Raw genomic sequence first — 25,441 nt, 5'->3', positions numbered from 1 at the left:
GCTCAGCGGAGCGGCGCGCTGGGCGCGTATTCCCACGAAACTGGGGAAACAGAACCGGCGCAACCCGCGGCCAGTGTGGCCGGAGTTACGCCGGTTTGCGTCAGTTGATGCTTACAGAGCCTCGGTGACGTTGGACTTGAGGGCCTGAAGCGTGTGCGCGGCGGCCTCGCGGGCGGCGCGGCGAGCCTCGCGGCGGGAACGACGCGACGAGCGGGTCGCCAGCAGGACGATCACGCCGATGGCGCCGACCACGGACAGGGCGACGACGCCGACCTTCTTGAGGGCCTCGGCGTTACCGCCGGCGGCGTCCTGCAGGGTCAGCGACGCGGACTCCTTGAAGGATGCGAAACGGGCGCTGGCCTCTTCCTTCGCCTCCTGGGCGAGGGCAGCGGGCTGCACGCGCGCGTACAGCTGGTCGATCGTGGCGGCCAGCTCGGCGCGCTGACGCTCGAGGTCGGTGGTGATCTGGGCTTCCGTGCGCGGCTCGGCGGGGGCGGCCTCGCCGATGGTCACGTTACGCGTATCGAGGTTGGTGCTCACTTGCCCAGTCCCTTCTCGATGGCTTCCTTGGTGGCGGCGACCGACGCGGCCGGGTCGGGGCGGTGGGCCTGCGCGCTCTTCAGGGAGCTGGCGCCCACGAGCGCGAGGATCAGCACGATCAGGAGGAGGATGCCGACGACGATCAGCGACGCTGCCCACGCGGGGACGACGAGCTCGAGGGCGACCTCGATCGTGTGGAAGACCCACCCCAGCAGGTAGAGGGCGAAGACCGCGGCGGCCACGAGGAGGCCGATGCCCTTACCGCTCTTGGACGCGAAGGCGCGCAGCTTCGCCTTGTTGAGCTCGATCTCGCCGCGGATGATGCTGGAGATCTGGCTGGTGACCGACGCGAAGAGGGCGCCGATGCTGGGACGCGCCTCGCCGGCGGCGGGTGCGGGGGCAGCGGGCGGGTACTGCCCGGGCTGGGGGGTGGGCTGAGTCATGGATGCTCCTGCGCGTACGGGTGAACGAGGCGATGCCTCGCCTGATACGCCTAGTGTCTCACGAAGAATGGCGGCTCGCAGTGACCGTTACGTTACTCCTGCGGGGCGATCGAGCCGGGCAGGTCGGAGAGGATCTTGCGGGCGCGCACTACCAGGTCGGAGACCTCGGGCTCGGCTAGGGCCGGGTCCTCGGCTTCGACGACGGGGATGCCGCGCATCGCGGTCTCGGTGCGGGGCTCGGGCGAGGCCTGGGGGACCTCGGTCGCCTGGGTTGCTTGGGCGGGGGTGGCCTCCACGCGGGTGGTCGCCGCGTCGAGGGCGGCCTCGGCTGCTTCCTCGGGTTCGGGGGCCTGCTGAGTGTCCGAGGTCTGCGCCCCGGCCTCGTCGGCGGTGCCGAGCGGGTGCCACGCGGGGGCCGAGGCGGAGCCGGTGGGGGAGATGACCTCGTCGAAGGAGGCGGGCAGCGCCGAGGGGATCGGGCCGAGGAGGGCCTTCGGGTCCTCGGGGTTGGCCTCCAGGGAGGCGGCGATGATCGCGGCCGAGGGGTTGGGTGCGTCGAGCGCGACCCGGCCGTTCGTCAGGAGGATCGCGCGGTCGGAGGCGGCCGCGACCTCGGCGTTCGGGGTCGCGATGACGACCGCGCAGCCCGCGTCCGCGAGGGAACGCAGGAGGGGGCCGAGTTCGTCGCGCGCGGCGGCGGGCAGGGAGACCGGGTCTTCGATGAGGAAGACCTCGGCGCCGGACACGATCGCGCGGGCGATGAGGGCCTTGAAGCGCTCCCACTCGGAGAGCTCGGAGGGGTGGACCTCGACGCGCTGGGCGAGGCCCGTGATCTGCAGGGCGCCCACGAGGTTGTCCCAGTCGGCGACGGAGCCCGTCGCGGACAGGGGAGCGAGGATGTTCTGGCGGATCGTCAGGGACTCGTCGAGCGGGGAGTCTGCCCGGATCAGCGCGACCGAGCCGATGCGGCCCGCGAGGCGCGCGGCCAGCGAGCGAGAGGGCGCGGCGACGATGCGGCCGGCCTGCGGCTCCTCGAGGCCCGCGAGGATCAGGAAAAGGGCGCGGGCGCGACGGCCCGTTGGGTCCAGGATCGCGCTCAGCGAGCGGGCGCGGAAGCCCAGGTCGATGTCGGCGAGGAGGACCGCGCCGGTCACGTGGTCCGTGTAGGTGATGCCCAGGCCGGCGACCTGGACGCGGCCACCGCGGCCCTTCGCGGAGAAGGAACGGCGCGAGCGGTACCAGGGGCGCGGCTCGGCGGGCGGCAGGTGCACGGGGGCGGCGAGGGCGTTGTTGGCGTTCGTTGCCGCGCTGTTGCCTGTGGTGTTGGCGCTGTTGGCGGGCGTGAGCTTCTGGGCAGGCTGCTGCGGCGCGGCCTGCGGGGTTGCGGTCTCGGGCGCGATGTCGCTGGCGGTCTCCGATGTGTTCTCCGCTGCTGCCGCCGCGTCGGTCGTGAGCGCGGCGGGGGTGGCCTCGGCCTCGTCGGTTGTGACGAGGGGGGTGGAGGACACGAGGGTCTCCTGCAGGTCCTGTGCGCCGTCGTCGGCGAGCGTTTCTGCGGGGGTGTCGGCGATGGGGGCGTCGGCCTCGTGGGTGGTGCCGCTGAGGATCTCCTCGAACGACGAGAGGGCGCTGCGCGGGGCGGGTGCCTCGTCGGAGGTGTGGGCGGGGGTCGAGGCGGCTCGCTCGGCGCCGGCGCGCGCGGCGTCGGCCGTCACGTCGGCCAGCTCCTGGCTGTCCGAGCCATGCAGGTTTTCACGCGGGTCATTCGACATGCCCCCATTGTTTCAGGATCGCGCCCCTTGTGTCGCAGTGGCGCGCGGAAGTGGGTGGGGTGGCCCTGCCGAAAAGTCCTTGCGGATGTGGCTTGCATCTCTGGAATTGGAGATGTATGCTATGAAGCGACTGAATCTTAACAAGGGCCGACATGTTAGCGGTTCTGAATGCTCACTGCTTTGCAGTAGACCGGGTCTCTCCGTGAGAGGCTCGGTATCTTTCGAAACAGACACAAATGTGTGTGCGTTGTGCCACTATGTGTGCATGAGTGATTATTCGGCAAATGTGCAGCATCGTCGCTACCGCATCGGGATCGACGTTGGCCTCAAGTCCATTGGTTTCTGCGCGATCGAAGTCGACGAACGTGGAACTCCCATCAAGCTCCTCAATTCGACCGTACATCTGCACGATGGTGGTGTTGAGCCTGGTGACGGGAAAGACCTTAGCCGAAAGAAAGTGTCGGGCATCGCTCGGCGAACCAGAAGGCGTAGGCGCTCGAATGAGAAGCGTCTAGCGGATCTAGATTCATACTTGTCGCAGCAATTGGGTTGGCAGCTTCCTAATCTTGAAGAGTTCGACGATCCGCACGAACCGTGGCACGTGCGTGCGGAGCTGCTCGACTCCTACGTGTCAGACCCTGCGGAGCGTGCGGAAATGCTAGCGATCGCTGTCAGGCATATCGCGAGGCATCGTGGTTGGCGGAATTCTTATACATCGGTTGCATCGTTGACTCGGGCTACTTACCCGAGCAAAGCGCTCATTAAGGTGAACGAAAGGGTCTGTGAGGCTCTGGGGACGAAGATTGTCGCCGAGGCTACGCAGGGGCAGCTGGCCTCTGCCTACGTCGCAGATGAACGCTATGCCCTTCAGGCACTGCGTGGCACGCAAGGTCTATTCCGAGGTCGACAGTACCAGAGCGATACCTACCACGAGCTCAGTCGAATTCTTGAGCTCCAACACATTGATCGTGCTCAAATCAAGGAGCTGACAGAGATAGTTTTCCGAGTGACTCACCCCAGGAATGGGGCGCGACGAAACATGCGGGTTGGCCACGATCAGTTACCGGGGCAGGAATCGAAATGGCGGGCCGAAATTGCACATCCGGCGTTTCAGAAGTTCAGAATCGTTGCGGCACTAGCGAATCTGAGGGTTCGTTCTGGTGGCCAGGAGCGGAAGTTGAATGCCAATGAGCTGCGACGAGTAACGCGATATGTTTTGGATAGCGCCCTCAAGGTCGAGGATGTTGAATGGTTTGATATTGCAGAGCAGCTCGGCATTGAACGGGATTGTTTGACGGGCACCGCGAAACCGGTATTCGAAGGAGAGCCCGCTCTGCGCCGTCCGCCGACTGATGCTGTCAGTGTCATTGTCATGTCGAGCAAGTTGACGAAATTGAAGCGCTGGTGGAAGTCTGCGAATGACGAGGATCGTGCGGACCTCGTAAAGTTTATGGCTAACTCGACCCTCGCTGAGGGAGAGGAGTTTGAAAACGATGAGGTTGATGGTTTCCTGGCTTCTCTCACAGATGATGACCTGGCAAAGCTAGAGGAACTTGCATTGCCATCTGGCCGCGCTGCGTATTCCCTGGACAGCCTGCAGAGACTAACGGATCGCATGCTTGCTGATGGATGTGACCTGCACGAAGCAAGAAAGCGTGAGTTCGGGGTGAGCAGCTCCTGGGTCCCCAAACCGGACCCTATCGGCGCTCCTGTTGGCAATCCCGCTGTTGACCGCGTCATGAAGGAAGTGAGTCGATGGCTGAAGGTGGCCGTTGATCGCTGGGGTGTTCCCGAGGCAGTGAACATCGAGCACACGCGTAGCGGGATGATGTCCGCTGAAAGCGCCAAGAAACTGACAAGCGCGAATAAGGCGAGGCGGCGTCAGATTGAGGTCTTGGCAGAGCGATTAGGTGGACAGGCATGTGCTGGTGGAAAGTTGAATCAGGTAACAAAGATCAGGCTTTTAGCGCTACAGAGGCAAAAATCTAAGTGCTTGTACTGTGGTGCGGGAATTCGATTTGAAACCGCAGAGATGGACCATATTGTTCCACGTTCAGGCCTAGGATCAACCAATGATCGAAATAATCTCGTTGCAGTCTGTCGTGAGTGTAACGCGAGCAAAGGGAGTCAGCTGTTCTCTGAGTGGGCTCAATCAGGAAGTCGCAAAGATAAGGTTTCGTTCGACGATGTGATCGAACGTGTTTGGTCATGGGGACAGGACCCGGGGGTGAGTCCGAAGCAGCATAAGAAGTTCCAAGCTGTCGTTGTTGCACGCCTGAAGTCGAAGAAGCCGGATCAAGAGTTTGATGCACGATCGATGGAATCGGTGGCATGGATGGCGGTTGAGCTAGGCAAGCGCATCAGGGGATACTTCGCATCAGCATCCTCTGCAAATGAAGGGGCAGTAGTTCCCTCAGTTGGGCTGTATCGAGGCCGTATTACTGCGGCAGCTCGGGTCGTTTCTGGATTTGAGGGCTGTGTACGCTTCACTGGTGGCAATGGTAAGACGCGTCTTGATCGTCGACACCATGCAATGGATGCTCTCGTCATTGCGCTACTTGATGATCGCATCGCACAATTACTTGCACTACGTGATAATCTGCGTTTTGCGCAGCTTGTTACTAGTGGGGCTGATGAGTGGAGACGGTATCTGCATTCTCATCCGTCGGAAAATGCTCTGATGTATGACTGGTCTCAGCATATGCAAGTTGCGGCGAAGAAGTTTAATGACTCGCTCGAGAGTGGCATGGTGCGGTTCACCATGAATCAGCGTTTACGCCTTGGATCGAGCAGAGCGCACATGGACAGTGTTACATCTTTTGAGCATGCGTATCTAGACCGGAATGGTGATCGTGTTCCGAAGCTTGACAAGAATGGAATGCGTAAAGTCAAAGAACATGGAGAGTTTCGTCTGTTGTCTGATCCGCTTCCTGTGGATCTCATTGATCGGGCGGAGACGCCTGCTCTATGGGCGGCCCTCGTGAAGGATGAACAGTTCGATCCGCAGACGGGGCTCCCTGCGGACCCCAAACGGACAATCACGATCCATGGCAGAAGGATCGGCCCTATGGAGCGAATCCGCTTCTTTGGAGCGACTCCCGCCGGGAAATGGTCAGCGTCACTCGCGGTCCGGGGCGGTTATGTGTCGATCAGTAATACGATCCATCACGTCCGTATCTACAAGATTGCTGAAGAGCCGGCAAAGTATGCAATGCTGCGTGTCTATCAGGTTGATTTGCGGCATGCGCATGGAAAGGATCTTTTCTCGTTCTCAATTCCAGCAAGCTCAATCTCAATGCGTACGGCCGATAAAGTGGTTCGCAAATTCCTTCGCGACAGCACGAAAAAGCCGTACGCTTGGCTTGTCGCTGGTGATGAGTTAAGGGTAAATCCAAAGTTCTACGATGAAGGTAAAATTGGTGAATTCTTCAAAGAGGAAGGCTATGGTGATGTAGTCGAGTGGCGGATCGTCGGTTTTGAAAGCGCGACGCAAGTTAATCTGCGTCCCCTGCGTATTTCAGAGGAAGGATTCAATGACGAAACTCCACAAGCTGTGAAGGATATCGCAGGTAGGAGCAAATCTTGGCGCGTCACCATTGGTGCATTGCTTGAAGCGGGTGGTGTTGCAGTGATCCGTCGTAATGTTCTGGGCGAAGAGCGTTGGAAGTCGAAAGATGACAGACTCCCATGTAGCAAGGTTTTTGAGTGACAATGGACGGCAGCTGGCGGGTTATAGACCTCTCTGCATTTGATGGAGAGCTGCGGTCATGTTGCGGCGGTATCGAAGTGCATTTGGCTGGTGGTGGCGTGCAGATCGTTCCTGTGGCGGATGTGGCGGTTGTCCTCATCGGTCTGCAGGTGGTGTTGAGCGCCTCGGTTCTTCACCGCCTGTGTGAGGCCGATGTCGCAGTTCTGTTTTGTGACTGGAGAGGTATACCGGAAGGCGGCTGCTACTCGTGGTCCGATCATGGCCGAGTGGCAGCCCGCCACCGAGCTCAGGCGGAGGTATCGCTGCCTCGGAAAAAGAATGCGTGGGCGCGTCTGGTTCGAGCGAAGATCGAGGGGCAGGCCTCGGTTCTGGAAAACCTCAAGATTCGGGGCAGTGGTGAGCTCCTCGCGCTCGCGGACCAGGTTCGTTCGGGTGATCCTGGAAATGTTGAGGCCCAGGCTGCTCGGCTGTATTGGTCACGCGCCCTCGGAAAGGGTGTCGGGCGTCAACCGGCAGCCGGCCAACTGATCGGTGCGAATGCCTGTTTGGATTATGGGTACTCAGTGTTGCGCGGGCACCTGATGCGCGCTGTTCTGGCGGCGGGGCTGGCGCCCGCACTCGGAGTCTTCCATCGAGGCCGAGGCAATGCCTTTGCTCTTGCCGACGATCTGATCGAACCGTTTAGACCGGCGATCGATGAGGTTGCCCTGCAGCTCCCGCCCACGGCATCTCCTTCGGATCGCCCGGTGAAGCAGCTATTGGTGGCTGCCGCGTCGCAGCGTTTCGATTTGGATGGACATGGTATTCCTGCCGTTGCCGAGGCCTTGGCCCAGTCGTTCGGGCGCTACGTGGAGGGCGATATCGATCGTCTGAACGTGCTGTCGTGGCAGGGGCCATCGGTTGTGAGCGTGGGAGATTGAAATGGCGGATGATGCAATGTGGTGTTTGGTCATGTTCGACCTCCCGGTGGAGACGAAGAAGCAGCGCCGGGAGGCGACGAGATTCAGGCATGATTTGTTGGATTGGGGTTTTTCAATGGTCCAGTTCAGTGTGTATGTGAAGTATTGGCCTCTGGGTGGGCAAGATCATGCGACGTTGCGGGCGATTAAGAGTCACTTGCCGAGTGGGGGAAAAGTGAAAGTCCTGGGGCTCACGGATCGGCAGTGGGCCAGTGGCCTGCATTTTGTGCGTGCGGAGCGTAAGGATGACGGTCAGGCACCCGAGCAGCTCATGATTTTCTGATGTGTTTTCATGAGAAAACGTTGCGATTTTGGGTAAAACCTATCCACCTCAAGTATATCAAGGGGATGGGTGACTGAATCCCAGTGACTCGCCGCCGATCTGGTGCTGGTGACCAAGTATATCAAGGGGATAGGTGACTGAATCCCAGCCGATGAAGCGGGACGCGGCGAAGCGGTTCAAGTATATCAAGGGGATAGGTGACTGAATCCCAGCCAGGGAAACCATGCGCGTCACGCGCTCACAAGTATATCAAGGGGATAGGTGACTGAATCCCAGCCCGTCGCGCACACGCCCAACACCACAGCCAAGTATATCAAGGGGATAGGTGACTGAATCCCAGCCGTTCGGTGGTCCGTGGGGCCTCGCTGCCAAGTATATCAAGGGGATAGGTGACTGAATCCCAGCTTCTGATCTCTGACTGGATCGAGGCCCGCAAGTATATCAAGGGGATAGGTGACTGAATCCCAGCCTTGCGGGGCCAGGGGGCGATCATGCTGCAAGTATATCAAGGGGATAGGTGACTGAATCCCAGCACCGAGCAGATGGACCTCTTCTCCGAGCCAAGTATATCAAGGGGATAGGTGACTGAATCCCAGCCATTCGCCGACGACGGCGGCGGCGGCCTCAAGTATATCAAGGGGATAGGTGACTGAATCCCAGCGTGTAGGTCTCGTGCGGACGGTGCGCCGCAAGTATATCAAGGGGATAGGTGACTGAATCCCAGCACGAGTCGATTCAGACGACGGTCGACGTCAAGTATATCAAGGGGATAGGTGACTGAATCCCAGCAGCGCGCGCGTCTTGCGTGATGGCCTGACAAGTATATCAAGGGGATAGGTGACTGAATCCCAGCTAACCGGCACGATCGTCACGGTGTACTGCAAGTATATCAAGGGGATAGGTGACTGAATCCCAACTTCTCAGCGTCGGCGAGTAGCTGCACCTCAAGTTTATCAAGGGGATGGGTGACTGAATCCCAGCTACCTGACACTTTTGTCAGTCAGCCCCACAAGTATATCAAGGGGATAGGTGACTGAATCCCAGCCTTTAGGTAGGGGTGAGCTTTGAGGTTCCAAGTATATCAAGGGGATTGGTGATTGATTCCCGGTCTGAGCGGAGATAATCCGTGATCGGAAATTGCCTAATCAAAATGAGCAAACAAAGTGCTCCTGAACGATGTTCAGGAGCACTTGAAAGCGAGAGGAGATCTTGGTACATGGGGTCTTTACAGCCCGAAGCTGAGGGCAGTCCCACACCCGAAGCCGCTGAAGCGGCTTCCTTTGAACGTCTGTTACCAGACGCCCGACGCATCCTCTCGCTAGGTCGATACTAGCCTAAAAGCTGAGTTTTGGTCAATGAGGACATGAACAACGCTCTCTTGCTGACTGACGCCGGTTGATCATAGTTTCCCGCTCTGAGCGGGAGTGATCATCTTCGAAATAGTGCTGGGGTGCGCACGAGGGTGGCAGCCAGCCCACCTGGGAGTGATCCCCGGGCAGGCGGGCCACCCTCGTCGTTGATACGGGCCGCCTGCACGATGCAGACGGTCGCACCCTCATCGCCCTTGGCATTCTCGAGGCGGTCGAAGCCTGCACCCGCGCCTCCGAGATGGTCGAACGCCTCGACGGCACCTACATCCTCGACGATGACTGGGACGCGATCGAGCCCTGATGCGTTTCGGTCGTCCCGAGAGAGGGGTAGGAGGGCGGTCGTGGCGCGCCCGGATGGACCGAGAGGGCCGCGCAAAAGTTCGCCGAAAATTCATCATCCAAACGCGCCCGCGAGAATCCGATGCCTGTTACGCTAGTCACTGTTTCTTCCGGGTGCTTTCTCCTGTTGAAACGTTCTGTGTAAACGGACGCGCCCACGCGACCGCTCGCCGCCGGTTTCTCTCACACTTTCCCGGCAATGACGAGCCCCGCGTGGGCGCGTTCGCACATGACTTCGCCCCGACCTCGTCGATCCGAGGCCGGGGCTCAGTGCGTCAGATGCGCGCCCTCACGCGGAGGGCGGGGTGGTCAGGCCTGGCGTCGGCGAGCCGCCACCGCCAGCGCGCCCAGCAGGCCCAGCATGCCGGCACCAGCGAGGACGCCAGCCATGTCGGCGCCCGTGCGGGCCAGCTGCTTCGGCGCGGGAGTCGGAGGAGTGGGCGGCGTGGCCGGGGGAGTGGACGAGCTTGGCGTCGAGGGCGCCGACGGGGTCGGCGTGGCCGAAGGAGTCGGGGTGGTCGACGGCGTCGGCTCGGGAGTGGGCGTCACCGACGGGGTGGGCGTGGAAGACGGCGTGGGCGTCGGAGTTGAGGTCGGCGTCGGAGACGGGGTCACGGACGGGGTCGGGCTCGGCTCTGGAGTGGGAGTCGTGGAAGGAGTCGGCTCCGGAGTGGGAGTCGTGGAAGGAGTCGGCTCCGGCGTGGGCGTCGGCTCCGGAGTCGGCGTCACCGACGGGGTGGGCGTCGGATTCGCGTCGCCGTTCGCGTCACCCGAGCCGTCCGAGTGGATGTCCACGCCGCCCGTGTACAGCTTCGCGTTGATGAGCGCGTCGTTGTGGAAGGTAACGCCGTTGCGCACGGTCGCTACGTTGTTGATCGTGGCCTCGTACTGAAGGACGTAGGTGCCGTTGTTCGTCAGGCGCGGGAATGTCGCGGTGAACCCGGTGCCGTCCGCGCTGGCCTCCATCGTGAAGGTGCCGTCGCCGATCGACGCGCCGGCCTTGAGGGCGGGCGCCTGCTCGGCCTGGTATTCGGCGTCGTTGTTGTAGTAGTAGAGCTTCTCCGACCCGGGCACCAGCGAGTAGCCGCCGGAGCTCATGTCGAAGGTGTCAACGATCTCGACCGCGGTCGCACCCTCGGGCAGCTGGGATCCCTTGATGTCGATCTCCCAGATGATTCGCGAGGAGTCGCCTTGCTTGGGCTGGCCCCACTTCTGGGTGTTGCGCAGGATGCGCTCGTACGTGCCGGAGATCGAGCCGCCGGGCAGGTCCACGACAATGGCGGTGCCGTTCACCGGGAAGGATACAGTCGACGAGGCCGTGGCGTGCACCGCCTTCGTGCGCACGGTGCCGTGGCCGATGATGCTGTGGTGGTCCTTCGCGTACTCGCCGAAGGTGCAGGTCATGGAGACGCCCTCGCCCGCGGGGACGGAGCAGTCGACGACCGGGACCTTGTCGTCGTTGAGCATGCTGAAGTTCAGCGTCGAGCTGCCCGAGTCCGAGACGATCTCAAGCTCCGGCGGAATCTGAATGGTGAACGTGTCGCCGGGCGCGACGTCCTTACCGGTTGTGTCGATGTCGAAGGACATGGTCATGACGTGGATGCCGACCGTGGGAGCGGTGGTTTCCTTGTCCTCGCGCGCCAGCGAGATCTTGGTGACGACGCCGACGGAGCTGGCGTAGGAGGGGGCGATCGCGATGAACGCGGCCAGCAGGCCGGCGACGATCAGCCCGACAGCGAGCGGGAAAAGGCGTCCGATACTGCGTGGGTGCACGTGAGTCTCCATTCGTCATGGATGGGGGACGAGGCCGTGGCGTGCGCGTCGGGTGTCCGCCCATCCGCTCGGGTTAGCAAGTAATGGTGCTGATGGGAAGGCTACGCCTGTCCGTCACAGTCCGCGCCTTCAATTTCGTCTATTTGTCCACGTTATGGAGGGTTTGTTTTGGTCGTCCAGCAATTCATCAACCATTAAGCCGGGTGGAAATGTGAGCATTCGGGCGGCGTTCTGGTTGTTCGGTAATTAATTAACTGGCGCTACTATTTTTTGTCGCCCAGTTATGTTGGTGGCGAAGCTCATATGAGCTGCTTCGTTTTCGGTTAAGCGGCGTTAGGTGTAGCGCGCATGCCTGCCTCGGTCCTGGTGGCTGCGTCGGTGCAATGGGCAAAACAAAAACCCCGAAGCGAATGCTTCGGGGACTTGCTGGTGGCTCCGACCGGCGTCGATCCGGTGACCTTTCGATTTTCAGTCGAACGCTCTACCAACTGAGCTACAGAGCCAAGACCTGAACCAAAAGGTCTGGTCGGCGACCCCGACGGGACTTGAACCCGCGACCTCCGCCGTGACAGGGCGGCGCGCTAACCAACTGCGCTACGGGGCCTTACAACAGGTAAGACCTATTGAATTGTTCCAATCACGATTGCGACCGGTGGTACCCCCAACGGGATTCGAACCCGTGTCGCCGCCGTGAAAGGGCGGTGTCCTAGGCCGCTAGACGATGGGGGCCTGCTTGGCCGTCGAACTGGCGTCCGAAGACGGGAGATAGTTTAGGCAGAACGCGCACGGCACGTCAAAACGAAATCAAGTGACAGCTAACACATTACCGAAAAACGTTGCAATTGTGCGGAATTCCCAGGAATTCATCAGCTCTCCGACCTAGGCTTGATGCATGACTATGACACCAGCACTCGGTGCCCTTGCCCAGGCCTCGGACGCCCTCATGCGGGCTGCTGCCGACCCTCAATCCGGGGCGGAGGCCGCCGTGGCCACGACCATCGACCTCACCCTCCTGATCCTCGGCCCGATCGTCGGCGCCTTCGTGGGCCTTGTCATTTCGGTCGTCATGTCCGCCCTCGCCCGAAAGGCGTTCGCGAAGGCTGCCATTGCCTCGTCGATCCTGGCGCGTGTGCGCCGCCCGGGTCACTTCACCTTTGCGGCATGGGGAGCGTGGGCGGGGCTTGGTATCGCGCTGGTCAACCCGCACCTCTCCGACTGGAACGGCACGTCGATCACGACGTTCCTCATGCACGTGCTCCTCATCGTCGCGCTCGCGTGCCTGACATGGATGGCCTACGCAGCCGCCTGGGTATTCGAGGACGCCGCCAAGGCCCGTCAGGAATCTGACCAGGGGCGTTCGCGTCGCTTCGAGACGCAGGCTCAAGTCCTGCGCCGGCTCACGCAGTCGATCATCGTCCTCGTCGGCGTGGTCGCCATCATCGGTACCTTTGAGGTCGCCCGCCAAGCCATGACCACCGTGCTGGCCTCCGCCGGTGTCCTCTCGGTCATCGCCGGTCTTGCCGCCCAGCAGACCCTCGGTAACGTGTTCGCCGGCCTGCAGCTGGCCTTCACCGACGCGATCCGCGTTGGTGACGTCGTTGTCGCCGGCGACAAGCAGGAGACCGGTTCCGTCGAGGAAATCACCCTCTCCTACGTGGTCGTGCGCATCTGGGACGAGCGCCGCCTCATCATTCCGTGCCGCTACTTCACGCAGACGCCCTTCGAGAACTGGACGCGCCGCGCCGCCGCGCAGCTTGGCACCGTTGAGTTCAAGCTCGACTGGTCGGCCCCCATGACCCTCATCCGCACGAAGGTCGAGCAGCTCCTGACCGCCACGGACCTGTGGGACGGGCGCACGTGGGGCGTGCAGATCACCGACTCCGACGAGTACACGGTGACCGTGCGCGTCCTCGTCTCCGCGAAGAACTCCGGGCACCTCAACGACCTGCGTGCCTACCTGCGTGAACAGGTCATCGCGTGGATCGTTTCCGAAGAGCCGTGGGCGCGCCCCGCCCAGCGCATCGAGCCCCGCGAGACCGTCACCGTCGAAAAGGACATGAGCCGCGAACGCATCGCGCGCCTGGCCGCCGAACTCGCTGGGATCTCCGGCACGAACGAGGCCGTGGCCGCCACGGGCACGTCGGCTTCCCACACGGGTACGGCCGCGTCGACCGGTGAGCAGTCCAGCGCCGCGACGGGCGGCGCCGCCTCCGCGATCTCCGCGTCCGGCGCCACGGCTGCCGCCCCCAAGGACCCCGCCCACGCCGCGCGCATGGTCGCCGCCCGCCGCAAGGCCAAGCACGCCCGCCGCCGCGCCATGGCCGACCGCCAGCGCGAACTCGCCGAGGGTGGCCCCAGCGCCTCCCGCGACGAAACCCAGGTGATCTCCAAGAGCGCTCTGCGCAAGATCATCGAGGCCGCTGGCAACGCGAACCCGCAGCTCACCCAGACTCTCACCGCGACCTCCATCGGCCGAGGCGAGCGCTTCTTCTCCGGCTCCGCCGAAGCCGAGGCCCGCGCCGCCGCCCTCGAGGGCCCGGGTGAAGAGGTCTACGCCGAGCGCGAGGCCGAGGCCCGTCGCGCGCAGGAACGCCGCGAGGCCCACAAGCGCCGCGAAGCCGAGGCCCTCGACCCCGAGGCCACCCTCGCCCTGGCGGCCGTCGGCGTCGAGCCGGTCGTTGCCGACAACGAGGCGCCCGAAAACGAGGAGCCCGAGGCTGCTCAGGGTGTGGCCCCCGATTCTGCGGGTGTGGCCGCCGATTCTGCAGAGGTTGCGGGTGCTGAGCGCGCGGACGATGCGACCGTGAAGGACGCTGCGGCTGACTCTGTCGCAGACGATTCCGCCGACGAGAAGCCCGACACTGCTGACGCCGGATCCGAAACCGCTGACGACCAGACCGAAGGCGTGAAGCCCGAGGCCGCCGCGCAGTCTGCCGATGCCGCTTCCACTGAGGAACAGGCCGCCGACGTGCAGGCTGCCCCCGCGCAGGGCGAGGCCCCCGAGGACGCGGCCACCGACGCTGGCGCATCCGCCGATTCCAGCGAATCGCGCGCCGACGATTCGCAGGAGGACAGCGCCCCCGTCGAGGACGCTGAGCATGAGGGCGCACCCGCCCCCGACGCGCCCGAGGAAACGGGAGGCGAGGAGGAGGCCCAGGCCTCGTCGGACGTCCAAGTGTCCCCGGACGAGCAGGAAACCACGCCGATCCCCGCGCGTGAAACATCCGTGAAACATCCCGTGCAGGTGCCCCCGCCCGTGCGCACCGGTCGACCCGTCATGACCGACACGGTCCAGGCGATCGCGCCCGCGCTCGTGCCGCCGCCCGCGCCGACCCCCGCCGAGATGGCCGTATCCCGCGCGCCCGAGGAGGAGACCGACGAGCCCGCCGTCCACCCCGGCTGGTACGCGGTCGCGGAAGAGGCGCGCCTCGACGCGGAAACCCGCCCCACGCCCACGGTGAAGCCCGCGCGCGTGTCCATCATGGACTTCTTCCCCGCTGTCGCCCCCACCGGCGCCGAGGCCGATATGCTGCGCGCCGTCACCGGCCAGATCCCGGCCGTCGAGCCCCGGGAACCCAAGCCCGAGAACGCCGAGTCTGTGGTGATCGAAAAGGCCGCGACCGACGAGGCCACGACCGACGAGGCTGTGGCGCCTGAGAGTGCGCCCGCGGAGGACTCGGCCCCCGAGGTGGAGGTTGCCGAGGTTGAGGCTGCGCAGAAGGACGCCGCCGACGAACCCGCTGCCGACGCGACCGTCGTCATGGATCCCGTGGAGGCCGAAGAGGCCGGCGCGCTCGATTCCGACGCCACGCAGGTCCTGCCCTCCGTCGACGAGCCCGTGGACGAGACCCTCGTGATGCCCGCGGCGGCCATCGCCGAGCCGGCGTCTGAGGGTGTGAATGCTGAGGACGCCGCCGCGACAGACGTCCTCGCGGCGGAAGAGGAAGCCCCGGCGAAGAAGGAGCCCGCCAAGAAGGCGGCCTCCACCAAGGCCGGCGCGAAGAAGGCTCCCGCGAAGAAGGCGGCCACTAAGAAGGCCTCGACCGCGAAGAAGGGTGCCAAAAAGTCCTCCGCCGCGGCCACAAAAACCGTGACGGACGGCGCCGCTGCTGATAAGGCAGCCGACACGACCCCTGCAAAGGACGCGAAGGCTCCCGCCAAGAAGGTCACCGCGAAGAAGCCCGCCGCCAAGAAGGGTGCCGCCAAGAAGGCGGCTCCCAAGAAGGCAGCGGCAAAGAAGACCTCCAGCGCAGGGCCCGCCACCAATGAGTGATGGGGACAGGTGAACGGGCCACGGCCTCGTCACTGAGGCCAGCGCGAGGAAAACGGACCGCCCGCGCCCACGCACATATGTGCACGGGCGCGGGCGGTCCGCGACAATAGAGGCATGACTGCTCCCGATCCCACCGGCCACAGCTATTCTTCGGCAAACGCGGGTCCGGAGAGGTGACCGCGGACTGAGCCCCCGCCTCGTCCATGGATCCGCACGAGGAGAGCCGCCGCACGCGTGCGAGGGCGCGGGCGGCGCGGGACAATAGAGTCATGAACGCAACTGATCCCGCTGCCCGCACCGACGCCGAGTGGAAGAAACTCCTGAGCCCCATGCGCTACCACGTGCTGCGCGAGGCCGGCACCGAGCGTCCCTTCACCGGTGAGCTCCTCGACGAGGCGCGCGTCGGCACCTACTCGTGCGCGGCCTGCGGATCCAAGCTCTTCGACTCCGACGCGAAGTTCGACTCCTCCTGCGGGTGGCCCTCCTTCTTCCAGGCCCACGATGGCGCGACCGTTGAGAGCGTCGACACCAGCCACGGCATGATCCGCACCGAGGTGCGCTGCGCGACCTGCGGCTCCCACCTCGGCCACGTGTTCCCCGACTCGCCCGATCAGCCCACCGGCATGCGCTACTGCATGAACTCGGCGGCCCTCACCTTCGCGCCCGCGCAGTGAACGCGCCCGCGCAGCGCCCCGTCACCGACCGCATCCCGCCCCAGCTCTACATCGTCGGCTCCGGCCTCATCCAGTACGTGGGCGCGGCGCTCGCGGTTATTGCCTTCGCGTCCGTCGAACCCGCCTCCGTCGCCTGGTGGCGCGTCCTGACCGGCGCGGTCGTTCTCCTGGCCTGGAAGCGCCCGTGGCGCGGTGGTCTCACGCGCTCCGACCTGGCGATTTCCGCGCTGTTTGGCGTCATCATCCTGACGATGAACTCCTCGTTCTACGAGTCGATCGCGCGCATTCCCCTGGGTACCGCCGTGTCTATCGAGTTCATCGGCCCCGTCGCCGTCGCCGTCATCAGGGGCCGCGGCTGGCGGCCGCGCATCGCCGCCGTCCTCGCGTTCGCGGGGGTGGCGTGCATCGGCGGCCTCGCCCTCGACCTCAGCGTGCCGAGCGTGCGCGTCGGCGTCGCCTGGATTCTCCTTGCGGCCCTCGCCTGGTCGGCCTACATCGTCGTCGGGCAGAAGGCCTCGACCACGCGCGACGGGGTGACGAACCTGGCGCTCGGATGCGCGTGGGGCACCCTGTTTTTCGCGCCCTTCCTCGGGCCGGGAGCGATGGCGGCCCTGGCCTCGTGGAAGCTGATCGCGATCGTCGTCGGCGTGGGCCTGCTGTCCACCGCGATTCCCTACACCTTCGAGGCGCTCGCGATGCGGCGCCTGGCGGCGTCAACCTTCGCGCTGTTCGCCGCGATCCTGCCGGCCACCTCCGCCCTGGTCGGGGCCGTCATGCTCCGCCAGATCCCCGGCGTTTTCGAACTCATCGGCCTGGTCCTGGTGTCGGTCGCGGTCTGGCTGGCCTCGCGCGAGTAGGGGTTTTCGGTGGGGCACTTTCCCGGTTTTCTGTGCCGGTGTGTCCGCGCCATCCCTCAGGTGCGCGTCAGTGCGGCCTAACGCCTGCCGATGTGCCGGCGGTCGGGTGCGCGCATGTTGCGATGTTACAAACGTCGTCAAACCACCCCGTTTTTCAAGGGGGTTTAGCGCTCCTTGTTACAAACGTCGTCAATCCAAGCCCGAAATCGGCTTTTTCTGGCGTTTTAGCCCGCAGATTGACGACGTTTGTAACATGCGGGGTCGGAGACGCGTTGAAAATGCTGCGGATTGACGACGTTTGTAACAACAGTCGGGGACGTCAGCCTTTCGAGGGGTTCCTATAAGTTCTGTCCGGGGGTGTTGAAGCCCCTCAGTCGAGGTTGAGGTGGCGCGGCGTGTGTGTGCCGCCGCGGGCGATCACCCAGAACGCGAACCACGCGCCGGCCGAGCCGACGATCATGACGAGCACCATCGGCACGGCGCTGTCGCCGCCCGAGGTCGCCAGGGGAGCGGCGATGCCGTTCGCGATCGACTGGAACACGCCCATGACGGACGAGGCCGTGCCCGCGTGCTCGCGCGCCTCACTCATGGCCTGCGCGCCCGAGTTGCCGAAAATGAACGCGTTCGCCGTCATGACCAGCGCGAAGCCCACGCACGTGAGAATCAGCGGCAGGTCGAGGACGAACGTCGAGATCGCGAGTGTCACCACGCCGGTCGCGGCGATCGTGAGGCCCGTGATGATGAGCGTGCGCGGCGTGAAGTGCGAGATCAGGCGCACGTTGACCAGCGCGAAACCGGTCGAGAGCAGCGCGTTAAACGCGAAGACCCACGCGAAAGCCATGGGGGACAGGCCCAGCGGCCCCTGCAGGACGTAGGTGGCGTTCGAGATGTATCCGAACATGCAGAAGCTCGAGAAGGCGTTGGTCAGCATGAAGCCCACGAAGGGACGGATGCGCACGACCTGAATGAGGCCGGAGAAGAACCGGGGGATACCGCCGGGGTGGCGGCGTTCCTCGGGCAGGGACTCGGGCACGACGACCCACGCGAGGGCAGCCATGAGCAGCGTGAAGGCGGCGAGCGCCCAGAAGACGACCCTCCACGTCGCGTGCGTGATGATGAACGCGCCGAGGACCGGGGCGAGCATTGGCGCGAAGCCGACGATCGCCTGGATGAGGCTCATGGCGCGCGCCAGCGTCTTGCCGTGCGCGACGTCGACGAGGATCGCGCGCGCCACCGACGAGGCCACGCCGCCGCCGAGGCCCTGGAAGACTCGCCCGAAGAGAAGCACCCAGATGTTGGGCGTGAACACGCAGATCATGGAACCGACCAGGGCAATGATGCCGCCCGCGATGATGGGGCGGCGGCGCCCGATCTGGTCCGAGATGGCGCCGCCCAGGACCTGGCCGGTCGCGTAGCCCACGAAGAAGGTCGTGAGCGTGAACCCGAGCATCGTCGAGTTCGTCGCAAGGTCCGCCGTGATCTGCGGGAACGCCGCCGAGTACATGTCGGTCGCCATCGGGGGCACGGCGTTCTGCACGGCCAGGGTGATCAGCAGGGCAACCGTGAGTGCCCCGCCGACGATGCCGCTGCGGTCCTGGGTGTCGTTAGTCGTCATGGGGTAATTGTGTACCCGTGGGTGTATGAAATAGACGATCCGGTTGAATATTTGACGCATCTCGCACGCCGCGGGCGCTGACGTGCGTACATGTGCTCAGGCGTGCAGTGTGCCTGCCGCGCGAACGCCTCGACCGCGCTCACTCCTCGTCGTTGCTCGCCTCCAGCGCGTCCGCCGTGGCCTCGATCTCCTCGCGCGTGGGGCACGAGGCCGGGCCGATGGCTGTCGTGGACAGTGCGCCTGCGCAGTTGGCGAGGATGAGTGCCTGGTCGGTGGGAATGCCCTGAGCGAGGGAGGCTGCCAGGACACCCGAGTGGGCGTCGCCCGCGCCGTTCGTGTCGATCGCCTCGACGTGAGGCGTCGGGACATGGATCACGTCCTCATTGCGGGTATTCGGTGCTGTTCCGGCGGGCCGCACAAAGTATGCGCCCTCGGCTCCCGCGCGCACGAGAACGGGACGATCCAGCACGGTGAGCATCGCTCGCGCCGCTTCGCGAGGCTGGTCGCATCGGTTGCGAAGGCTCGCATCGCCTCTCTGGTGAGCGACCTCCTGAGCCTCCCTGTGGTTCATCGAGACGATGACGTCGTCAGAGGGTAGCCCCTCCGGGATCCCGATGACGGGGGAGACATCCAGGACGACGTGCACACCCTCGGGGAGGGTACGCAGCGCCGCCTCCGCGGCCTCGCGGTTTGCGGGGTGGTCCATGAGATAACCGTCGACGTAGAGCACGTCGCCCGGGTGCATCGTGCGCACGAAGTCAGCCCATGCGCTCGAGGGTGCCATCGTCTCGGCGCCCTTGGTGGAGATGAAGGTGCGCTCGCCCGTGCGGTCCGTGAACGCGATGCAGAACCCGTTGTCAATGCCCGTGACCCGAGGCCCGAGGTCTGTGATCCCCTCGCGCGTCAGCGCCGCCTGAATGAGCGAGGAGTAGGGGCCCTCGCCGATCGGGCTGAGGGAGACGGCCTCGGCCCCCATGCGCCGCGCCGCCACGAGGGCGTTGAAGCCGCCGCCAACGTGCATTCCCTCGTCGATGGCCCACACGTCGCCACCGGGCGAGGGCAGAGCTTCGCCACGAACGGCGAGGTCCACGAGGATTTGGCCCATGAGGACAACGCGGCCCGCGGGGGAGGCTGGCGACGAGGTGGGGGTTGGCTCCTCGGGAGACGCGCCAGCGTCGGGATCGGCAGCTGACGACGCATCCGTGGGAGCCTCCTCCTGGCGCCCGACAATCGCCTGATCGCGCAGCTCCAAGAGTTCTCTGGCGACGGTGGGCAGGCCGAGGTGGGAGACCTCCTCGATCTTCGAGAGGCTGTCTGTGGGGAGAACCTCGACCCCGAGGGTTGCACCCAGGATCGCGCCCGCGATCGCGCCGATCGTGTCGGTGTCCCCGCCGATGTTAGCTGCGTCCAGGAGGGCCTGCGGGGAGGGATCGCGTGCGAGCAGCGCGAAGGCCATGGGGATCGCGTGGGCCGAGGCCACGGACGTTCCCACCTGCTCAACGAGGCATTCCAGGGATGACGAGGCGGGGTTGACGGCCAGCTGCATGGCCCTGCGCGTCGCGTCAACGACGTCCGGGTCTGGGGTCCACGCGCCGCGATCGGGGAGGGAATCGACGTAGGTGAGGGCCTTCCACAGTAGGCTCCTCAGGTCCAGGGAAGGTGAGCGCGCCGCGTCGATCCCCATGGACACGGCCGCCGCCACAAGGGCAGCCGACTGGAAGCCCTGTCGCGTCGCGTGCGTGACCCGGCACGACGACCACACGGCCTCGGCGAAGGCCTCCGGATCCTCCGTTGAGACCGCAATACCGATCGGGGTAACGCGCATCGCCGCGCCGTTCGTGGTGCCCTCGCCGCCCACGGTCAGCGGGTCCTCGCCCGCGCGCACGCGCTCGAGAGCTGCCTTCGTGGAGGGTCCCAGCAGGTCGAGCGAGCCGCGCTCGATCATCGAATCCTCCCAGGCCAGCAGGGCGTGGGCGAACTCGACCGCATTGAGGGTAACGCGACCCGAGGACGAGCCCCGGCCTCGTACCAGGAGGGACGCAATCAGCAGAGCCTGTTCCGTGTCATCCGTGACCGACCCCGCCGGCATCCCCGGCGCGTAGGGCTGGGAGGCGTCCCCGTCGACGAGGCCGGTGATGCGCCCGTACACCGCGCGGATCTGCTCAGGGGACATCGCCTGCGTCGGCATACCCAGCGCGTCGCCGAGCGCAAGGCCGGCCAGGGCGCCGTACGCGCGAGAAAGACGAGGATCCATGCTGCACCTCCAACGCGGGCGCGCGCCCGCAGATAGCGTGAACGCCCCGGAAAATTCCGAGGCGACCAGTAGGCCCAGGGGGACTCGAACCCCCAACCTACGGATTAAAAGTCCGCTGCTCTACCATTGAGCTATAGGCCCAGCAGCCCCATTGTAGGAGGAAGAAGTCCCCATGGCCCAATCGAAGATGCCGCGACGCCCCGCCATGCTCGACGCCGCCAGGGCTGACGCCATTATCGGCGACGAAGACCCCGCGGCCAGCGCCGCCGTCGCCCACACCGCCGCATGGGCCCTCATGGGCGTGGGCGACGAGACCTTCACCGACGCCGACGTCGCGCGCCTGCGCGAGACCGTACGCACCAGCGGCGTCGACACGATCGCGCACGTGTGGTCGCGCAGCCCCGAGTTCACCCTCCCTGGTGCGCTGTGGCGCGTCTACCTGCTGCACGAGTGGTACCACCGCGACCCTCTCCTGGTGGCTGAGCGCTACGCCGAGGGCTCGCGCGCGCCCATCATCCAGGGCCTCGAGGCCCCCGTCGAGCTGCGGCCCCTGAGCCTCATCATGGAGGAGGTCGACTCGCTGCTGCGCGGCGACCTGACCGACGACGACCTCGAATACGTGCTGGGCGAGGCCTCGCGGGCCATGCGCGTGCTCGCCGCCGGTGAGGCCGGGGCCCTGTGGATCGAAGACCCCGCCGACCCGCTCGCCCACCGCGTCACCATGCGCCACTCCGCGCTGCTGGTCACCGCCGACGAGCTCGACGTCGCCGCGCGCGAGGCGGCCGTCGGCACCCTCGACTGAGCCCGCGTCGGTAGCGCCCGGGCTGCTCCCGGCGTCCCCTGGACGGCCTCGTGGAAGGCCCAAACCGGGGTGACGTGGCGCGCCCACCAGGGCACGGGCGCGCGCGGGCGACTACCCTTGTCCCTATGCGTCCGATGCCAGCCCCCCGTCCCCAGCGACTCGTTCGCTCTGCGGGCGCACTCGTCTGGCGCTTCACGGACCCCGAGCGCGTCGCCGTCCCCGGCGAGCCCATCGACCCCGCGGACATCGAAGTCCTGATGGTCCACCGGCCGCGCTACCACGACTGGTCCTGGCCCAAGGGCAAGACCGAAAACGGTGAATCCCTCGTTGCCGCCGCCGTGCGCGAAGTCGAGGAGGAAACCGGCCAGATCATCACGCTCGGCGCGCCCCTGACGACCCAGCGCTACCGCCTGGGCGGTGGACAGACGAAGGAAGTCCACTACTGGGTGGGCACCCCCGTCCCTGCGGGTCACGCCTCAGAGCGCCTGCGCGCCCCCGTCGCGCGCGCCCCGCGCACCGAAATCGACCAGACCGCGTGGACCTCGCCCGAGCGCGCCGCCGACATGCTCACGCGCCGAGGCGATCGCCGCCTCCTCGCCGACATCGTCGCCCGCGCCCGCGAGGGCCGCCTTGTGACCACGACTCTCCTCGTCCTGCGTCCGGGGCAGGGCCTCACCCCGCGCCTCGACGAGGCCGGGGATGCCCACGCGGCCGCCTCTCCTTCCGCTTCTGCCGGCGGTTCCGCGGCACCTGCTGAGGCAGCGGCTCCTTCTAAGCCTCGCCCCGCGCCGACCCCCGCGATGGTGGCTTCCGCTGCGGCTAGGAGGGCCGCCCAGGTGGAGCAGGCCTCGGCGAAGAAGGTTGAGACCGCACCGGAAGCTGTCGATCCGCCGCTCAGCCGCTTCGGCGTGCGGCAGGCGTTCGACCTCATCGATCTGCTCTCGAGCTTCGGTGTGGCCCGCGCGTTCGCGTCGCCGGCCGCCCGCTCGCGACAGAGCCTCACCCCGTGGGCGTCGATGGGCGGGGGCTCGGTGACGCTCGTCGAGTCACTCGACCTGACCGCCTGCGGCTCGGATGCGCAGGTCGACACTGAGGCGCGTCTTGGACGTGTCCGGGCCTTCGCGGCCGAGCGCCTGCGCGAGCACGCGTCCCCCACGGTCCTGTCGGTCGCGGGAACGGCTCGCGACGCCATCATCGAAGAGATCCGCGCCTACGCGTCGGCTCCCGTCGCCGGCGCCGAGGCGCCGCGCCTGAGGCACGGTCAGGTCCTCGTCGCCCACGTCGAACACGCCGGTGATGCCCTGACGGTCGCCGCCCTCGAAACGCACGGCGTCACCACGAAGGACCCCGCAGCCCACGCGCGCAAGGCCTCCAAGAAGCACTGAGGCGGCCCGGCACAAGCCGAACCGCCTCCACTCGATCCGCGAGGCAGCTGTGTGGAAGAACAGCCTTCGACAAAGCGTGATCCGCATCGGTCGCATTCGCAGTAGATAGAACGCAAAAGTATCGGGTGGTGCGTGGCCCCAGGCCACACACCACCCGATGACGTTCGGAGGCTCGACGGACCCTACAGGCCCGACTCCTTCACCGACGAGGTGAGCTTCGAATGATCCAGCGGACGCGCCAGGCACACGATCGATCGATCGTTTTGCGCCCACGAATCCTTCGTCGGGATCATCCACGTCGCGTCGAGAGACGAGGTCAGGTAATCCGACCCCACGTACGCGTCGAACGCGGAAATGCACTCGGTCTCGGCCTGCCGGTTGAGCGCCTCGGCGCCCGGGAAATCACCGTCCGGCGCGGACGCCAAGGCGAAGACCTCAGCGTCGTGCTCGCGCGTGCAGCTGGTCTTATCGATCGTCGTCGCCGTGGTCGCGCTCTTATCCTCCGGCAGGAGGATGCACTGCCCGACCCGCATGTGCATGACGGACGAATCCGAGCATGCCGCGAGCGGGGCGGCGGCAAGAACGGCGACCGCAGCCGTCACGACGAGACGACCACGCATCAGTGAACTCCCAGAGGCAGCGCCACGAGGAGGTACACGATGCCCGACACCAGGGCGGCGGCCGGCAGGGTGAGGAACCACGCGATGACGATGTTGCCCGCGACGCCCCAGCGAACCGCCGAGAAACGCTTCGTGCAACCCACACCCATGATCGCCGTCGACACGACCTGCGTCGTCGAGATGGGGGCGTGAATGACGTAGGAGCACAGGTACAGGATCGAGGCAGACACGGCCTCGGCCGTGAAGCCGCGAGCCGGATCCAGGTCGATGATCTTACGGCCGATCGTACGCATGATGCGTCCGCCGCCGGCCATCGTGCCCAGCGAAATCGCCAGAGCGCCCGACACCTTGACCCACAGCGGCACGTTCATCTCGCCCGTGATGGGATCGAGGATGTTGTGGGTCTCGCCGTAACCGCCAGCCAGCAGCGCCATGACGATGATGCCCATCGTCTTCTGCGCGTCCTGGATGCCGTGGCCCAGGGCCATAGCCGCCGACGAGAAGCGCTGCGCGGCGCGGAAGCGGCGCATCGTGCGGTGATACTGTGCCTTGCGCAGTGCCCACAGTACGATCTTCATGGCGATGTAGCCGATGACGAAACCGATGATGGGGGAGGCGAACATGGGGATCACGACGTGGCTCATGATGCCCCACCAGTACACGACCGTGCCGCTCATGAGGCCCGCGCCCACCATGCCGCCGATCAGGGCGTGCGAGGAGGACGAGGGGAGTCCGAACCACCAGGTGATCAGGTTCCAGATGCAGGCGCCCAGCAGGGCCGCCAGGATGATGACCAGGCCTTTTTGCTGCATCTCCGGGAGGGGAGACTCTGCGTAGTCGCTGATCGAAATGATGCCTTTACCGACCGTCTTGGCGACGGCCGTGCCCATCATGGCGCCGATGACGTTCATCGTTGCGGCCATGAGGAGCGCCGCGCGAGGAGTCCACGCGCGCGTCGACACGGAGGTCGCGATCGCGTTCGCCGCGTCGTGGAAGCCGTTGGTGTAGCTGAAGAACAGCGCGACGGCGATGACGACGCAGACGAGGATCAGATTCAGATCCACGGCTCAGGATTCCTTCAGTGCGAGGGACTCGATGACGTTGGCCAGCTCCTCGAACGCGTCGGCGCAGGACTCGAGGCCCTGGACGATGTCCTTGAGCTTGATGATCGTGACCGGGTCGAGGCCCGAGTCGAAGAGGGCCGTCAGGGTGCGGCGGTAGGCCAGGTCGCCCTCGTTCTCGAGGCGGTTGACTTCGATCCAGTAGTCGCGCATGTCCACGGGCGACTTGAGCTTGGGCATGTTCTCGGCGGTCAGCGCCGCGCAGTGCTCGATGACCGCGATCTGCTCGTTGAGCAGGGAGACCAGGGAAGTGGGGATGTCGGCGATGCCGTAGACGACCAGGAGGTCGCCGGCCTCATCGATGAAGTCGAGGCAGTCGTCCAGGTGCGACGCCAGCGACTGCAGATCCTCGCGGTCGAAAGGCGTGATGAACGAGGAGTTGATGCGCTGAACGATCGCGTGGTTCAGCTCGTCACCGCGGTGCTCAACCTCGTGGAGCTGATCGCGCAGGGCGATGCGCTCTTCGGGGGAGGCGGCGTAGATGTGCGAGAGGAACTCGACGGCCTGCACGAGCTGGCGGGCCTGAGAAGTCAGATCTTCAAAAAAGTCAGGGCCTTGGGTCTTAGAACGGAGTCCCATGGTGTATTCGGTCCTTCCAATGGTGAACAGCACTGTTGTGCTACGTGTAATCGTCGGTCATGGGGTGGTGAGA

General features: G+C 65.1%; 17 protein-coding genes and 4 tRNA genes. 8 read left to right on the top strand and 13 right to left on the bottom strand.

Translation table 11 applies throughout. The annotated features are described in order from the left end of the window. Positions 1–111: 111 nt before the first annotated feature. The 3 genes from FBF35_RS09540 to FBF35_RS09530 all read right to left on the bottom strand — a co-directional run bounded on the left by FBF35_RS09540 (position 112) and on the right by FBF35_RS09530 (position 2,755). Positions 112–540, bottom strand: coding sequence for a DUF3618 domain-containing protein (locus FBF35_RS09540; RefSeq protein ID WP_060565898.1), 429 nt, complete (start codon positions 538–540; stop codon positions 112–114). Continuing rightward, positions 537–983 carry a phage holin family protein gene (locus tag FBF35_RS09535; RefSeq protein ID WP_060565897.1) on the bottom strand — a complete coding sequence of 149 codons (447 nt, stop codon included), beginning with the start codon at positions 981–983 and terminating at the stop codon, positions 537–539. The genes FBF35_RS09540 and FBF35_RS09535 overlap by 4 nt, the downstream gene beginning before the upstream one ends. 92 nt (positions 984–1,075) lie before the next feature. Next, positions 1,076–2,755 (bottom strand): ATP-binding cassette domain-containing protein, encoded by a 1,680-nt coding sequence (locus FBF35_RS09530; RefSeq protein WP_060565896.1) that lies wholly within the window; start codon positions 2,753–2,755, stop codon positions 1,076–1,078. 265 nt (positions 2,756–3,020) lie between these two features. On the opposite strand from FBF35_RS09530, the gene cas9 reads away from it, so the two are divergent. The 3 genes from cas9 to cas2 are packed head-to-tail and all read left to right on the top strand — an operon-like array spanning position 3,021 to position 7,706. Next, positions 3,021–6,464, top strand: a complete 3,444-nt coding sequence (gene cas9 / locus FBF35_RS09525; protein WP_082632815.1) for a type II CRISPR RNA-guided endonuclease Cas9 — start codon at positions 3,021–3,023, stop codon at positions 6,462–6,464. A 2-nt stretch (positions 6,465–6,466) separates the two neighbouring features. After that, complete coding sequence (cas1, locus tag FBF35_RS09520; protein ID WP_060565894.1) at positions 6,467–7,384, top strand: type II CRISPR-associated endonuclease Cas1; 918 nt, start codon at positions 6,467–6,469, stop codon at positions 7,382–7,384. Between the two features lies 1 nt (position 7,385). After that, a complete protein-coding gene (gene cas2 / locus FBF35_RS09515; RefSeq protein ID WP_060565893.1) occupies positions 7,386–7,706 on the top strand; it encodes a CRISPR-associated endonuclease Cas2 in 321 nt (106 codons plus the stop codon). A 2,018-nt stretch (positions 7,707–9,724) separates the two neighbouring features. Here cas2 and FBF35_RS09510 read toward each other — a convergent pair. The 4 genes from FBF35_RS09510 to FBF35_RS09495 all read right to left on the bottom strand — a co-directional run bounded on the left by FBF35_RS09510 (position 9,725) and on the right by FBF35_RS09495 (position 11,917). Next, positions 9,725–11,188, bottom strand: a complete 1,464-nt coding sequence (locus tag FBF35_RS09510; RefSeq protein WP_060565892.1) for an Ig-like domain-containing protein — start codon at positions 11,186–11,188, stop codon at positions 9,725–9,727. 427 nt (positions 11,189–11,615) lie between these two features. Beyond that, positions 11,616–11,691, bottom strand: a tRNA-Phe gene (locus FBF35_RS09505). 27 nt (positions 11,692–11,718) lie between these two features. Then, positions 11,719–11,792, bottom strand: a tRNA-Asp gene (locus FBF35_RS09500). Positions 11,793–11,841: 49 nt separating this feature from the next. Continuing rightward, a tRNA-Glu gene (locus FBF35_RS09495) sits at positions 11,842–11,917 on the bottom strand. A 163-nt stretch (positions 11,918–12,080) separates the two neighbouring features. On the opposite strand from FBF35_RS09495, the gene FBF35_RS09490 reads away from it, so the two are divergent. The 3 genes from FBF35_RS09490 (at position 12,081) to FBF35_RS09480 (ending at position 16,992) form a co-directional block, all read left to right on the top strand. Continuing rightward, the gene (locus FBF35_RS09490; protein ID WP_060565891.1) at positions 12,081–15,461 is read left to right on the top strand and encodes a mechanosensitive ion channel family protein; all 3,381 of its coding nucleotides are present in this window, start codon (positions 12,081–12,083) and stop codon (positions 15,459–15,461) included. A 269-nt stretch (positions 15,462–15,730) separates the two neighbouring features. After that, positions 15,731–16,135, top strand: a complete 405-nt coding sequence (gene msrB / locus FBF35_RS09485) for a peptide-methionine (R)-S-oxide reductase MsrB (protein WP_060565890.1) — start codon at positions 15,731–15,733, stop codon at positions 16,133–16,135. Continuing rightward, positions 16,132–16,992 (top strand): EamA family transporter, encoded by an 861-nt coding sequence (locus tag FBF35_RS09480; RefSeq protein WP_060565889.1) that lies wholly within the window; start codon positions 16,132–16,134, stop codon positions 16,990–16,992. The genes msrB and FBF35_RS09480 overlap by 4 nt, the downstream gene beginning before the upstream one ends. A 370-nt stretch (positions 16,993–17,362) precedes the next feature. Here FBF35_RS09480 and FBF35_RS09475 read toward each other — a convergent pair whose 3' ends face one another. The 3 genes from FBF35_RS09475 to FBF35_RS09465 all read right to left on the bottom strand — a co-directional run bounded on the left by FBF35_RS09475 (position 17,363) and on the right by FBF35_RS09465 (position 21,002). Further along, on the bottom strand, positions 17,363–18,607 hold the full coding sequence (locus FBF35_RS09475; protein WP_060565888.1) for a multidrug effflux MFS transporter: 1,245 nt from the start codon (positions 18,605–18,607) through the stop codon (positions 17,363–17,365). Positions 18,608–18,746: 139 nt separating this feature from the next. Then, positions 18,747–20,861 carry a PfkB family carbohydrate kinase gene (locus FBF35_RS09470; protein WP_060565887.1) on the bottom strand — a complete coding sequence of 705 codons (2,115 nt, stop codon included), beginning with the start codon at positions 20,859–20,861 and terminating at the stop codon, positions 18,747–18,749. 69 nt (positions 20,862–20,930) lie between these two features. Further along, positions 20,931–21,002 (bottom strand) — tRNA-Lys (locus FBF35_RS09465). Positions 21,003–21,033: 31 nt separating this feature from the next. Between FBF35_RS09465 and FBF35_RS09460 the strand changes: the two genes are divergently transcribed. Together FBF35_RS09460 and FBF35_RS09455 are read left to right on the top strand one after the other, a co-directional pair. Further along, positions 21,034–21,663: a hypothetical protein gene (locus tag FBF35_RS09460; RefSeq protein ID WP_003795887.1), complete on the top strand. Its 630-nt coding sequence runs from the start codon at positions 21,034–21,036 to the stop codon at positions 21,661–21,663. 134 nt (positions 21,664–21,797) lie between these two features. Then, positions 21,798–23,048 (top strand): NUDIX domain-containing protein, encoded by a 1,251-nt coding sequence (locus tag FBF35_RS09455; protein ID WP_060565886.1) that lies wholly within the window; start codon positions 21,798–21,800, stop codon positions 23,046–23,048. A gap of 182 nt (positions 23,049–23,230) precedes the next feature. On the opposite strand, the gene FBF35_RS09450 is transcribed toward FBF35_RS09455, so the two are convergent. From FBF35_RS09450 to FBF35_RS09440, 3 genes are read right to left on the bottom strand one after another with little or no spacing between them, the layout of a single operon-like run. Beyond that, positions 23,231–23,668 carry a septum formation family protein gene (locus tag FBF35_RS09450; RefSeq protein WP_060565885.1) on the bottom strand — a complete coding sequence of 146 codons (438 nt, stop codon included), beginning with the start codon at positions 23,666–23,668 and terminating at the stop codon, positions 23,231–23,233. Beyond that, positions 23,668–24,732 (bottom strand): inorganic phosphate transporter, encoded by a 1,065-nt coding sequence (locus FBF35_RS09445; RefSeq protein WP_060565884.1) that lies wholly within the window; start codon positions 24,730–24,732, stop codon positions 23,668–23,670. Before FBF35_RS09445 ends, FBF35_RS09450 begins: the two co-directional genes overlap by 1 nt. Before the next feature lie 3 nt (positions 24,733–24,735). Further along, positions 24,736–25,368: a DUF47 domain-containing protein gene (locus FBF35_RS09440; protein WP_060565883.1), complete on the bottom strand. Its 633-nt coding sequence runs from the start codon at positions 25,366–25,368 to the stop codon at positions 24,736–24,738. Between the last annotated feature and the right edge of the window lie 73 nt (positions 25,369–25,441).

The sequence above is a fragment of the Schaalia odontolytica genome (assembly GCF_005696695.1).
Classification (GTDB): domain Bacteria; phylum Actinomycetota; class Actinomycetes; order Actinomycetales; family Actinomycetaceae; genus Pauljensenia; species Pauljensenia odontolytica_C.
This window is presented reverse-complemented; position numbering and strand designations above follow the sequence as displayed.

What these genes read in the sequence shown, in the direction of transcription:
- cas9 (WP_082632815.1), top strand. Translation starts at nt 3,021, where the DNA reads ATGAGTGATTATTCGGCAAATGTGCAGCATCGTCGCTACCGCATCGGG.
- FBF35_RS09470 (WP_060565887.1), bottom strand. Translation starts at nt 20,861, where the DNA reads ATGGATCCTCGTCTTTCTCGCGCGTACGGCGCCCTGGCCGGCCTTGCG.
- FBF35_RS09440 (WP_060565883.1), bottom strand. Translation starts at nt 25,368, where the DNA reads ATGGGACTCCGTTCTAAGACCCAAGGCCCTGACTTTTTTGAAGATCTG.
- cas1 (WP_060565894.1), top strand. Translation starts at nt 6,467, where the DNA reads ATGGACGGCAGCTGGCGGGTTATAGACCTCTCTGCATTTGATGGAGAG.
- cas2 (WP_060565893.1), top strand. Translation starts at nt 7,386, where the DNA reads ATGGCGGATGATGCAATGTGGTGTTTGGTCATGTTCGACCTCCCGGTG.
- FBF35_RS09450 (WP_060565885.1), bottom strand. Translation starts at nt 23,668, where the DNA reads ATGCGTGGTCGTCTCGTCGTGACGGCTGCGGTCGCCGTTCTTGCCGCC.
- msrB (WP_060565890.1), top strand. Translation starts at nt 15,731, where the DNA reads ATGAACGCAACTGATCCCGCTGCCCGCACCGACGCCGAGTGGAAGAAA.
- FBF35_RS09535 (WP_060565897.1), bottom strand. Translation starts at nt 983, where the DNA reads ATGACTCAGCCCACCCCCCAGCCCGGGCAGTACCCGCCCGCTGCCCCC.
- FBF35_RS09460 (WP_003795887.1), top strand. Translation starts at nt 21,034, where the DNA reads ATGGCCCAATCGAAGATGCCGCGACGCCCCGCCATGCTCGACGCCGCC.
- FBF35_RS09475 (WP_060565888.1), bottom strand. Translation starts at nt 18,607, where the DNA reads ATGACGACTAACGACACCCAGGACCGCAGCGGCATCGTCGGCGGGGCA.
- FBF35_RS09490 (WP_060565891.1), top strand. Translation starts at nt 12,081, where the DNA reads ATGACTATGACACCAGCACTCGGTGCCCTTGCCCAGGCCTCGGACGCC.
- FBF35_RS09530 (WP_060565896.1), bottom strand. Translation starts at nt 2,755, where the DNA reads ATGTCGAATGACCCGCGTGAAAACCTGCATGGCTCGGACAGCCAGGAG.
- FBF35_RS09455 (WP_060565886.1), top strand. Translation starts at nt 21,798, where the DNA reads ATGCCAGCCCCCCGTCCCCAGCGACTCGTTCGCTCTGCGGGCGCACTC.